The organism is Ruegeria sp. BI12, from assembly GCF_056537985.1.
Window position 1 is genome coordinate 42871 of the sequence record NZ_JBQFSL010000005.1, and the last position, 12185, is coordinate 55055.

At 57.6% G+C, this 12185-nt stretch carries 10 protein-coding genes; 7 read left to right on the plus strand and 3 right to left on the minus strand.

Going from position 1 to position 12185, the window contains the following annotated elements; translation table 11 throughout:
* Window positions 1-38 precede the first annotated feature (38 nt).
* Window positions 39-914, minus strand: coding sequence for a LysR substrate-binding domain-containing protein (locus tag ACR0AK_RS22705; RefSeq protein WP_480795095.1), 876 nt, complete (start codon window positions 912-914; stop codon window positions 39-41).
* Window positions 915-1032: 118 nt separating this feature from the next.
* Between ACR0AK_RS22705 and ACR0AK_RS22710 the strand changes: the two genes are divergently transcribed.
* The gene (locus tag ACR0AK_RS22710) at window positions 1033-1788 is read left to right on the plus strand and encodes a class II aldolase and adducin N-terminal domain-containing protein (protein WP_170563818.1); all 756 of its coding nucleotides are present in this window, start codon (window positions 1033-1035) and stop codon (window positions 1786-1788) included.
* A 22-nt stretch (window positions 1789-1810) separates the two neighbouring features.
* Complete coding sequence (locus tag ACR0AK_RS22715; RefSeq protein ID WP_480795096.1) at window positions 1811-2800, plus strand: sterol desaturase family protein; 990 nt, start codon at window positions 1811-1813, stop codon at window positions 2798-2800.
* Here the strand turns inward: ACR0AK_RS22715 and ACR0AK_RS22720 are convergent.
* Window positions 2797-3738 carry a GlxA family transcriptional regulator gene (locus ACR0AK_RS22720; RefSeq protein ID WP_170563812.1) on the minus strand — a complete coding sequence of 314 codons (942 nt, stop codon included), beginning with the start codon at window positions 3736-3738 and terminating at the stop codon, window positions 2797-2799. The two genes, ACR0AK_RS22715 and ACR0AK_RS22720, sit on opposite strands and share 4 nt — an antisense overlap.
* A 78-nt stretch (window positions 3739-3816) precedes the next feature.
* Between ACR0AK_RS22720 and ACR0AK_RS22725 the strand changes: the two genes are divergently transcribed.
* Genes ACR0AK_RS22725 through ACR0AK_RS22735 form a run of 3 tightly spaced genes read left to right on the plus strand, consistent with a single transcriptional unit; the run spans window position 3817 to window position 7785 of the window.
* Window positions 3817-4977 carry an acyl-CoA dehydrogenase family protein gene (locus ACR0AK_RS22725; protein WP_480795097.1) on the plus strand — a complete coding sequence of 387 codons (1161 nt, stop codon included), beginning with the start codon at window positions 3817-3819 and terminating at the stop codon, window positions 4975-4977.
* A 16-nt stretch (window positions 4978-4993) separates the two neighbouring features.
* A complete protein-coding gene (locus tag ACR0AK_RS22730) occupies window positions 4994-7009 on the plus strand; it encodes an acetate--CoA ligase family protein (RefSeq protein WP_480795098.1) in 2016 nt (671 codons plus the stop codon).
* A complete protein-coding gene (locus ACR0AK_RS22735) occupies window positions 7006-7785 on the plus strand; it encodes a carnitinyl-CoA dehydratase (RefSeq protein ID WP_480795099.1) in 780 nt (259 codons plus the stop codon). The genes ACR0AK_RS22730 and ACR0AK_RS22735 overlap by 4 nt, the downstream gene beginning before the upstream one ends.
* A 6-nt stretch (window positions 7786-7791) precedes the next feature.
* Here the strand turns inward: ACR0AK_RS22735 and ACR0AK_RS22740 are convergent, their stop codons facing one another.
* Window positions 7792-8424, minus strand: coding sequence for a class I SAM-dependent DNA methyltransferase (locus ACR0AK_RS22740; protein WP_480795100.1), 633 nt, complete (start codon window positions 8422-8424; stop codon window positions 7792-7794).
* A gap of 90 nt (window positions 8425-8514) precedes the next feature.
* Here ACR0AK_RS22740 and ACR0AK_RS22745 point away from each other — a divergent pair, with 90 nt between their 5' ends.
* Window positions 8515-9360 carry an SDR family oxidoreductase gene (locus tag ACR0AK_RS22745; RefSeq protein ID WP_480795101.1) on the plus strand — a complete coding sequence of 282 codons (846 nt, stop codon included), beginning with the start codon at window positions 8515-8517 and terminating at the stop codon, window positions 9358-9360.
* A gap of 267 nt (window positions 9361-9627) precedes the next feature.
* On the plus strand, window positions 9628-11829 hold the full coding sequence (gene katG, locus ACR0AK_RS22750; protein ID WP_480795102.1) for a catalase/peroxidase HPI: 2202 nt from the start codon (window positions 9628-9630) through the stop codon (window positions 11827-11829).
* Window positions 11830-12185: the final 356 nt, after the last annotated feature.

Consider the following 12185-nt stretch of genomic DNA (forward strand, 5'->3'; position numbering starts at 1 on the left):
CCGTCAGGGCATCAATGACGGGCGGGTGCAGCGCCCGGTTACATCAGTGAGTCACTCTCCAACTCGTGGCGAACCCAGTTGGCAAAGGCAATTGCGCCGGGGCTTTCTTCTGCGCTCGGCGACAGCAGCAGGTAATAGGCTTCGGGCATCGGCGCGCGATGAGCAAACGGAGCAACCAAACGACCTTGTGCAATCTGGTCAGAGGCAATGGTGTCATGTGCCAGACACAGCCCACCGCCGGCCATGGCGACAGACAAACTAACCAAGTAGGTCGTCGAATATGTGATTGCAGGCTTTTCCCAGTTTAGACCCTGTTCCTCAAGCCAGCCCTGCCAGTTCGACAGCAGGTTCGAGCAATCAAAAAGCGGCTGCTGTTGCAGGTTCTCCAGCGCCACTTCATATCCCGGCGCGCAGACCGGGTAGTAGTGGTCTGTTCTCAGCAACTCGGTTCGAACCGTATCTGACGGCCGCAATGAATACCTGATTTCCACTGCCGCCCCTTCGGCCATTTCGCGGGGTTCCCAGAGCTCGGTGAAGATGTTCAGCTGAACATCTGGATGCGCGCTCCGGAAGCTTGGCAGTCTGGGTGCCAGCCAGTTCACGGCAAATGTAATGTTGCTTTGAACCTGAACCGCGTTTTTCTGGGCCCCCGTCACGGCCTGAGTTCCGCGCACTAGGGTCCGAAACGCCTCGCGCACCACGGGCAGGTAGGTGATGCCTGCTTCGGTCAGCTCCAATGCACGCGGGCGCCGCAGGAACAAAGGTTGTCCAAGGTATCCTTCCAACGACTTGATCTGCTGACTAACCGCGCTTTGGGTCATGTTCAGATCCCGGGCCGCGCCGGTAAAGGACAGGTGGCGGGCGGCTGCCTCGAATGTGCGGAGCCAGCCCAGCGGAGGAAGTGGTTTCTGCATGTGTATAATCTTGCCATTAGTTCAGCTAATGGAATAGTTGCGTTTTTTTCGTTGGTCAATTTTTGATGCCGCAGGCACGATTTCCGAAAGTCCTCAGCTATCCGCAAAGGAGCCCGGAATGACTGTCACCAACCTGCGCGCCAATATCGACCACTGGGCCGAAAGAGTTGATCTGGCTGCAACCTTTCGCTGGGTCGAGCGGCTGAACATGCACGAAGGCGTTGCCAATCATTTCAGCCTTGCGGTGAATCCGGAAGGTACGCAGTTTTTGATGAACCCGAACCAGATGCACTTTGCACGGGTCAAAGCGTCAAATCTGCTGTTTCTGGACGCAAATGATGCCGATGTGATGAACCAACCCGGTGCCCCGGATCCGACGGCTTGGGGTCTGCATGGTTCAATCCATCGTCACTGCCCGCACGCACGTTGCGTCATGCATGTGCATTCGATCTTTGCAACGGTGCTCGCGTCCCTGGCAGACAGCTCGCTACCGCCGATCGATCAGAACACGGCTACCTTCTACAACCGGTATGTGGTGGATGAAGAGTTCGGAGGACTTGCCTTTGAAAGCGAAGGTGAACGCTGTGCGTCGATGCTGTCGGACCCTAAGAAGAAGGTCATGATTATGGGCAATCACGGTGTCCTTGTGATTGGCAGTGATCCGGCAGACACCTTTAATAGACTCTATTATTTTGAACGCGCAGCGGAAACCTACATCCGCGCGCTGCAGACGGGACAACGATTGCGCGTGCTGTCGGAAGAGGTTGCCGAGAAGACCGCGCAAGAGTTGGAAGACTATCCTGATCAGGCCGAAGCACATCTGCGGGAGATCAAAGCCTTGCTGGATGACGAAGGCTCGGACTACGCCACCTGACCACTTCAACTGGGTAACCACCATGACCGACACGACTCAGAACCCCGAATCCGCCCGTTGGCACTATCACCCCGACGGCCCGGTAAGTTTAAACCCTTTGTTTAAATGGCCGCCGCGCCCCGCTGAAGTGCTGAAATGGTATAGCGGAGCGTGGCTGCAGATCACGGCACTGACCTTGTGCCTGTCTCTGGCCGTCATCGCCTATGCGTTCTTCTTTCCCTCGCTTGAAGCAATGCAAACCTTCGCGCCCGGGTGGATGTTTCGCATCTGGTTACTGAATATGGTGCCCCAGATTCTTGTCGCAGGCAGTCTGCATTGGTGGCTGTACATGCGAAAAGGACAGGGCATGTACAAAAAGTTCGACCGTCGCGACCTAACCCGCAACAACGGTACATTCACCTTCCGCAATCAGGTTCTGGACAATATCTGGTGGACGCTGGGCAGCGCGATGACCGTTGCGACGGTTTATCAGTGGGTTATCTACTGGGCGATGGCCAACGGGTATGTGCCCACTGTGACATGGTCCGGCGCGCCAGTGTGGTTCGTGGTCTGGATGGTGTTCATCCCGATGTGGTCGGGGTTGCATTTCTATTGGGTGCACCGGCTCGAGCATCACCCGAAGCTTTATAAATACGTGCACGCCGTGCACCATCGGAACGTGAACATCGGGCCCTGGTCGGGAATTTCGAACCACTGGTACGAGAACCTGTTGTACTTCACGACCTATTTCATCCACTTGATCGTGCCGTCGCATCCACTTCATGTTCTGTTTCACGCGTACTTTCAGCAGGTTAGCCCCGTTCTATCCCATTCCGGCTTTGAAAAGCTAAAGGCCGGAGATACGGATGCGGCCCGCGCCGGGGACTTCTTTCACCAGCTGCATCATCGATATTTCGAGTGCAACTACGGCACTTCTGAAATCCCGTTCGACAAGTGGTTCGGCACCTATCACGACGGATCAGCCGAGGCGACGACGCGAACAAGGGCGTACAAGAAACAGATGTATACCTAGTCGGCCCGCAGCGCGCGCGGCGTGGTTCCAAACTCGGCCTTAAAGGCGCGGGTCAGGGCGCTGGGATCGTCATAGCCCGCGCGCAGGGCAACTTCACCGATGCTCAGGTCGGTTTCTGCTACGAGTTTGCGCGCAAGATTCAGGCGCAGGCGGCGATAGACCTGAGCAGGGCCTGCACCCAGTTCGGCTTGCACGCGTACAGACAAGGCTTTCTGCGACCGGCCCACTCGGTTTGCGATTTCAGATACGGGCAGGGGGTTTTCAAGATGTTCCTGCATCAGGGCTAACGCTTTGTTCACGTAACCGCTGGTCGCACCAACGCCGCCCTTGTGCGAACGCGCGGAATCGCGGGTCATAAACAGCTGCGAAACTTCGAGCGCCAAGGCCTGCCCCTGATCCCGCCCAATCAGGTGCAATACCAGATCAAAGGCCGCCATTGCCCCCGAACAGGTAATGCGATTCCGGTCGATGACATAGCGCTCGCGCCGCGCATCGACATCGGGAAACCTCTCGGTGAATCCGGTCAGCTCTTCCCAGTGAATCGTGGCGCGATGGCCGTCCAGCAACCCCGCCTGCGCCAAAAGCCAGCTTCCGGTGTCCAGGCCCGCCAGCACTTTAAAACGCTGATCCGCCGAGCGCAGGCTCGTCAGGGTTTGCCACCCGCCGTGTGCGCGGAACCCATAAGAGGGCATGACCATCAGCATATCGCCACTGGCGGTTTGCAATGCTCCGTGCGGCGCAACCTGCAAACCGGATGATGAAGTCACCGGACCGGCCTCCAACGCGAGGAACTGCCAGTCATACAATTTACGACCGGCCAGAGTGTTCGCTGCACGCAGAGGTTCGACCGTGTTGGCCAAGCAATGGTTCGAGAATCCATCAAACAGAAGAACCCCAATATGCTGCGGTGCAGAGGGCGATTTAGTCCAATCTTGCATGGTAAACATCTATTTCTGCATGTTTCGAATAGCAAGCCGCGTCAGAATATGTCCCAACACCGGATTTGGAGACGCCCGATGCAATATGGATTGTCCGACGAACAGGAAATGATCGTCTCAACCGTTCGTAGTTTTGTTGAGAATGAAATCTACCCGCATGAAGAACTGGTCGAACGCACAGGCGAGGTCCCGCAGGAGATCGCGGCCGAGATCAAGCGCAAGACCATTGAACTGGGTTTTTATGCCTGCAATTTCCCCGAAAGCGTTGGATGCGCCGGGCTGAACCATCTGGAATTTTCTCTGGTCGAGCGTGAGCTGGGCCGCGGTTCCATGGCGCTGAACCATTTCTTCGGACGTCCGCAGAATATTCTGATGGCCTGTGAAGGGGAGCAGGTCGAGCGCTACCTGATGCCCGCCGTGCGCGGAGAGAAGATGGATGCGCTGGCAATGACCGAACCCGGGGCCGGGTCGGATGTACGTGGGATGAAGTGCGCGGCTGTTCGGGATGGTGGCGACTGGGTGGTCAATGGCACCAAGCATTTCATCTCGGGCGCAGAGCATGCGGATTTCATCATCGTCTTCATCGCAACCGGCGAGGATCAGACGCCAAAAGGCCCGAAAAAGCGGATCACGGCATTTCTGGTTGATCGCGGAACGCCCGGTTTCACGATCCGGGATGGATACAAGTCGGTCAGCCATCGTGGCTACAAGAACATGGTGCTGGATTTCGACGATTGTCGTCTGCCGGACAGCCAGGTGCTGGGAGAGGTCGACGGTGGGTTCGACGTTATGAACACTTGGCTCTATGCGACCCGTATTACCGTTGCTGCGATGTCCGTGGGACGCGCGCGTCGTGCGTTTGACTATGCCTTGGATTACTCGGCCACACGTGAACAGTTCGGTCAAAAGATCGGCAAGTTTCAGGGCGTGTCGTTCCAAATCGCGGATATGATCACCGAGATCGACGCGGCGGATCTGTTGACGTTGGCGGCAGCAGATCGGCTGGACAAAGGCCTGCCCGCTAACCGCGAGATCGCCTCGGCCAAGCTCTATGCTTCGGAAATGTTGGCGCGGGTCACCGATGCTGCCATTCAAATCCACGGCGGTATGGGGTTGATGGACGATTACCCACTTGAACGCTTCTGGCGTGACGCGCGGGTTGAACGTATCTGGGATGGGACCAGTGAAATTCAGCGACATATCATAAGCCGCGATCTGCTGAGGGCGCTCGGTGCGTGACGGTGGGGAGCGCCTGATGTCTTCCCTCTCACGCGTTCTGCATCCCACGTCCATCGCCGTGATTGGCGGCGGAGCCTGGTGCGCTTCGGTGATCGAACAGGCCCAGAAATTTGGATTTCAGGGCGACATCTGGCCGGTCCACCCAAAAGCCGGTCAGATTGCGGGCCTGACTGCCTTTGCAAGCCTTGAGGACCTGCCCTCAGCCCCTGATGTTGCCTTCGTTGGCATCAATCGCCACGCAACAATTGACGCGATTAGTGTTCTTTCAAAAATGAATGCCGGGGGCGCCGTGTGTTTTGCCTCAGGCTTTACCGAGGCAAACGCCGAAGACGATCAGGGCGCGGATCTTCAGGCCCGGTTGGTGCAGGCCGCCGGTGAGATGCCGATCTTGGGGCCAAATTGCTACGGCTTCGTCAACGGGTTGAATTGCGCCGCAGTTTGGCCCGACCAGCACGGTATGCAGCCTGTGGATAGCGGCGTTGCGATCCTGACCCAAAGCTCGAATATCGCAATCAACATGACGATGCAGCGCCGCGCCCTGCCGCTGGCTTTTATGCTGACCAGCGGAAATCAGGCGCAGACCCATCAGGCCGACATTGCCTCGGCCCTGTTGGATGACGACCGGATCACGGCGATTGGCGTCCATATTGAAGGGTTCGGAAATCTTCGAAAGTGGGAGGCGTTGGCCAAAAAAGCCGGGGATCGAAACGTGCCGATCATCGCGCTGAAAATGGGCCGTTCGGCGCATGCGCAGGCGGCGACGATTTCCCACACCGCCTCATTGGCGGGAGGAGATGCGGGCGCGCAAGCCTTTCTGGACCGCCTGGGGATCGCGCGCTTGGATGACATTCCAAGCTTTCTGGAGAGTCTCAAGCTGCTGCACGTGACCGGGCGCTTGGACAGCAACGGATTGGGGTCGATCAGTTGCTCCGGTGGCGAGGCAAGTCTGGCTGCGGACATGGCCGAGGGGCGCAATCTGCACTTCCCGCCTTTGTCGCAAGCACAAAAGGCTGACCTGCGCGATGCTCTGGGCCCGATGGTAGCCCTGGCGAACCCGCTGGATTATCACACTTACATCTGGCGTGACACGCAGGCCATGACCCGCGCATGGTCCGCCATGATGAGCCCGGAACAGGCCATCACCATGGCAATTGTCGATTATCCTCATACGGATGCGAGTGATTGGGAATGTGCAACGCAAGCCGCGCTGAATTGCGTTGCTCAGGCGGGGCGTCCTTTTGCGGTGACGGCGACTCTGCCAGAACTTTTGCCCCAAGACGTCGCTAAACGCCTTTTGGATGGGGGTGTTGTCCCCTTTGCCGGCTTGCATGAAGCCCTTGCTGCTATTGAGGCGGCAGTAGTGTCGAAAGCGACGACGGCCGAACCGGTTCTGTTGCCTTCGGAAAATGATGCGGACAGCGTTCTGACCGAAGCAGAAGCCAAGCGGGCACTGGCGAAATTCGGCGTGTGTGTTCCGCAAAGCGTTGTGGCACCGTCGGGCTTGGCGGCACAGGTTTCGGCGAACTTGACCGGTCCTTTCGCTGTCAAAGGCGTTGGGCTAGCACATAAGTCGGAACACGCGGCGGTACGACTGGAGGTTGATGCCGACGTTGTCGCCGAAGTTGCGGCGGATATTGGAACCGATGAGGTCCTCATTGAGGAAATGGCGGTCGCCGGTGTGGCGGAACTATTGGTTGGAGTGACCCGAGACCCGGCCCACGGGTTTGTTCTGACGCTGGGCGCCGGTGGGGTGCTGACAGAAATTCTGCGTGACACGGTTTCTCTGCTGATCCCGTCCTCGCGTGATGCAGTGCAGCAGGCACTGGGCAAATTGAATTGCGCACCCATGCTGGCGGGATATCGCGGTAAGCCAGCGGCGGACTTCGAGGCCATCCTGGACGCGGTCGAAGCTGTACAGGCCTATGTCATTGCTCACGCATCCCATGTCAGCGAAGTTGAAATAAATCCACTGATCTGCACGCCAGATGGCGCGGTGGCGGTGGACGCTCTGATCCGAAAGGCAAGATTATGAACCCAGTCAAAACCAAGCGCGATGGCGCAATTCTGGAAGTCACGCTGGACCGTCCGAAAGCGAATGCAATTGATTTGGCGACCAGCCGTGTCATGGGCGAGGTGTTTCGCGATTTCCGTGATGATCCCGATTTGCGCGTTGCCATCTTGACCGGAGGTGGTGAGAAGTTCTTTTGCCCCGGTTGGGACCTTAAGGCCGCAGCTGATGGCGATGCTGTGGACGGTGACTATGGCGTCGGTGGATTTGGCGGGCTGCAAGAACTGCGGGACATGAACAAGCCGGTGATCGCGGCGGTCAACGGGATTGCCTGCGGCGGTGGACTGGAACTGGCTCTGAGCGCAGACATGATCATCGCGGCGGATCACGCCAGTTTTGCATTGCCGGAAATCCGGTCCGGCACGGTGGCTGATGCCGCCAGCGTCAAACTGCCCAAGCGCATCCCTTATCACGTGGCAATGGAACTGCTTTTGACCGGACGCTGGTTTGACCCCCAAGAGGCTAAGAACTGGGGATTGGTGAACGAAATCGTGCCAAGCGATCAACTGATGGATCGGGCATGGGAACTGGCGCGTCTTTTGGCCAGCGGACCGCCTTTGGTTTATGCCGCAATCAAAGAGATTGTAAGGGATGCCGAAGATTCCAAGTTTCAGGACGCCATGAATCGGATCACCGGGCGGCAGTTGCCTACGGTTGATACTCTGTACGGCTCAGAAGACAATTTGGAAGGTGCCCGTGCCTTTGCCGAAAAGCGTGATCCTGTATGGAAGGGGCGGTAAGTCAGCCTAAACACGCTCGAACAATGCAATGAGCGCTGTGTCATCTTTATTGGGCCCCGACGCGAGATCACCGTAGATACGCACCTCTGGCAGAGCCAGATTTCGGATCTGGTCTTGTGCCAGCCGATGCAATGCCTCGGCAAAGCCAAGTTTCTCGTAGTGTTTGGCGTTGATAGACAGAGCAAACTGAGCGCCAGGGCGGGCCACGCGTAGCAATGCCGAAAGCGCTTTGGGTCCAAGATGGCCATGGGTAAACGTACCCGACGACACAATGCCGGAATAGCTGTCGCGCGGCACTGGAATACCTTCGTTCAAATCCGCCTCGATCGCGTCGCGGTAGATATCCTTACGCATCGCCTGATCCAGCATTTCAGCGCTGATATCCGTGGCATCAATGGGGCCGACGCCCAATCGGGCCAGAACCGCACCGCACAGGCCGGTGCCTGCTCCTACATCAAGCACAGGCCCTTGCCCTCCGGCACTGACAAAGGCGCGGGCGGTGTGGATATGCAACTGATAATCCTCGCGCGTGGCAAAGCCTTCGTCGTAATCCCCGGCCCATTCAGCGTATAGGCGCTTGTGGTCTTCCGGGGAATCCAGCGCGTAGGCCGCGTGCAGATCTGGTGTTTTGTCACTCATGACTAAAAGAAAGGCGCATCGAGGGATTCGAATCAAGTATCCTTGGTAGAGTTCTTGCATCTGCCGGAATTGCGGATCATCTAAGAGAATATGACAGGCACACTATTCTCCTTCGGTCACGGGTACTCGGCGCAGGCCTTGTCCCATCTGTTGCAACCTCAAGGTTGGCGTATCTTTGGCACCACGCGCGACCCGGCCCAATCGCCGATGGTCAGGGCATCCGGAGCTGAGCCGGTGGTCTGGCCGGGGCAAGTGCCACAGTTCGATGGCGTAACGCATCTTTTGATCTCGGTCGCGCCGAATGCGGCAGGAGATCCGGTTCTGGCCGCATTGAGGGAAGAAATCGCCGAACGGGCGGCGCAATTCAAATGGGTTGGTTACCTGTCGACAACTGCTGTTTACGGGGATCATCAGGGCGCTTGGGTGGACGAAACCACCCCGGCGACGCCGACAGCCCAGCGGGGTAAATGGCGGGTGCAGGCCGAAGAGCAGTGGCAAAACGTCCCCGGCTTGCCAACGCACATCTTTCGTCTGGCGGGTATCTATGGTCCCGGCCGTGGGCCGTTTTCCAAGCTCAAGCGTGTGGGTATGCGGCGCATAATCAAGTCAGGACAGGTCTTTTCGCGTATTCATGTCGCCGACATTGCCCAGGTTCTTGCAGCGTCCATGTCTGCGCCTAATCCGGGGGCTATTTACAACGTGTGCGATGATGAACCCGTCCCACCGCAGGATGTCATCGCCTATGCAGCCGAATTGCAGGGATTGCCGTTGCCACCCGAAGTGCCGTTTGACGAGGCGGACATGACCCCTATGGCGCGCAGCTTTTATAACGAAAACAAGCGGGTCAGGAATGATCGGATCAAGGATGAGCTGGGCGTCAAGCTGATGTATCCGAATTATCGGGTTGGGCTGCAGTCGCTAATGGTGGGCAGCTGATTGCTGCCCGGTCCTGCAGTGACGCGCGTGCGCGCCCAGTCATAGTTTTTGATTATCGAAATAATCCATAAAGAAAACTTATTTGCATTGCTTTAATTTGCTAGGTCTGGCGACGACAAGACAAGAGTCGCCGATACCTCTTGCGGAATGCGCGCGTTTTGAGCCGCGCATCTAAAAGAGGTAAAAGTGTCATCTATATATGTTCTTGATCGCCCGCGTTTCTTACCGCGCGAACGAGCCAGATTTTAGCAAGGATCGGAGATCGACATGGACGGAAGTGATAACCCCAAAACGGGCGGATGCCCTGTAATGCATGGTGCCGGAACCCGGTCGAACCGGGACTGGTGGCCGAACCAGTTAAACTTGTCGATCCTGCATCAACATGCGCCCGCGTCGAACCCGCTGGGTCCGGATTTCGACTACGCCGAAGAGTTCAAGAAGCTGGACATGAAGGCGCTAAAGGAAGACCTGTACGCACTGATGACGGATTCGCAGGACTGGTGGCCTGCAGATTACGGTCATTATGGCGGTCTGTTCATCCGGATGGCGTGGCACAGTGCCGGGACCTATCGGACCGCGGATGGCCGTGGCGGTGCCTCGACCGGGAACCAGCGTTTCGCGCCACTGAACAGCTGGCCGGACAACGGCAACCTGGACAAGGCGCGCCGCCTGCTGTGGCCGATCAAGCAAAAATACGGCAACCAGATTTCCTGGGCTGACCTGATGATCCTGGCAGGCAACTGCGCAATAGAATCCATGGGTGGCAAAACCTTTGGCTTCGCCGGTGGCCGCGTGGATATCTGGGCGCCGGAAGAAGACATTTACTGGGGCTCCGAAACCGAATGGTTAGCACCGACTGACAATCCGCACAGCCGTTACACTGGTGAGCGAGACATGGAAAACCCGCTGGCTGCCGTTCAGATGGGTCTGATCTATGTGAACCCAGAAGGTCCGGATGGTGAGCCCAATGTTCTGGCTTCGGGCCGTGATATCCGAGACACCTTTGGTCGGATGGCGATGAACGATGAGGAAACCGTCGCGCTGGTTGCCGGTGGCCACACCTTTGGTAAAGCCCACGGTGCCGGTGATCCCGATCTGGTCGGTCCCGAACCCGAAGCCGCACCAATCGAAGAAATGGGTCTTGGCTGGATCAACAAGTTCGGCTCGGGCGTGGGTGATGACACCACAACCTCGGGGATCGAAGGCGCATGGACCGCGAACCCGATCAAATGGGACAACGGCTATTTCGATCTGCTGTTCGGATATGAGTGGAACCTGACCAAAAGCCCCTCGGGCGCATGGATCTGGGAACCGATCGGCGTCAAGGAAGAGGACATGGCCCCGGCGGCCGGTGATCCGACCAAGAAGGTCAAGACCATGATGACCACCGCCGACATGGCGATGCGCATGGATCCGATTTATGGCCCGATCTCGAAACGTTTCCACGAGAACCCGGAAGAATTCGCCGATGCCTTCGCCCGCGCATGGTTCAAGCTGACCCACCGCGACATGGGCCCGCGTTCGGCCTATATCGGCCCGGAAGCCCCGACCGAAGAGCTGATTTGGCAGGACAACGTCCCCGCTGTGGATCACGAACTCGTGGACGATTCGGATGTGGCAGATCTGAAAGCCAAGATCGCGGCGACCGGTCTGTCGGTGTCCGAGCTTGTTTCGACTGCGTGGGCGTCGGCCTCGACCTTCCGCGGGTCGGACAAGCGCGGTGGCGCCAATGGAGCACGTATTCGTCTAGCGCCGCAGAAGGACTGGGACGTAAACGAACCGATGAAACTATCCAAAGCGCTTGACGCGTTGGAAGGTGTTCAACAGGCGTTCAACAACGCGCAGTCGGGCAACAAGAAAGTGTCGCTGGCTGATCTGATCGTTCTGGCCGGAACTGTCGGGATCGAACAGGCAGCCAAGGCCGGCGGTCAGGACGTCGAGGTTCCGTTCGCCCCGGGCCGCACCGATGCTACTCAGGAGCAAACGGATGTGGACAGCGTCGCAGTGCTGGAGCCTGCGGCAGACGGGTTCCGCAACTACCAAAAGGCTGAATACACCGTCTCGCCCGAGGAGCTGCTGGTCGATCGCGCACAATTGCTTACCCTCTCCGCGCCCGAGATGACGGCACTTGTCGGCGGCCTGCGTGTTCTGGGCGCCAACTTCGGTGACACCAAGCATGGAGTGTTCACGGATCGTGTAGGTGTCCTCAGCAACGACTTCTTCACCAACATTCTGGACATGGGAACTGAGTGGAAGCCTGCAGGCAAGGGCGTCTACGAAGGTCGTGACTGTGCCAGCGGTGAGGTCAAATGGACTGGTACCCGTGTCGATCTGGTCTTTGGTTCAAACTCACAATTGCGAGCGCTTGCTGAGGTCTACGGTCAGGCGGATGCCGAGGGCAAATTCGTCTGTGACTTTGTTTCGGCCTGGAACAAGGTGATGAACGCGGATCGCTTCGATCTGAAGTAAACCGGTCATCATCACATGGATAGCGCCGCCCGAGGGGACTCGGGCGGCGTTTTCTTTGGGTCGAGTTTTGCGGGTATACCAAGCATTGGGTACGATTCCGTCTATACCGCTTACGATCCCCCTGTAGAAGGTGGCATACAAGCGCGTTCGCAGCCTAAATTATAAAGGTAACCTTTTGTTTTTATTAACATTGAGAAGTTTCTACCGAGAAATGCGAAGTTTTTTCAAAATGGGGGTTGCAGGTCCCAGACCTAATCCGTAAATACCCCTTCACCGGCGCTGCTGAGGCGCTTGGGACGCTGCGGAAGCGGCGGAGACGCTCAGGATAGACTGGGGCATCTTAGGGAATGAGTTAG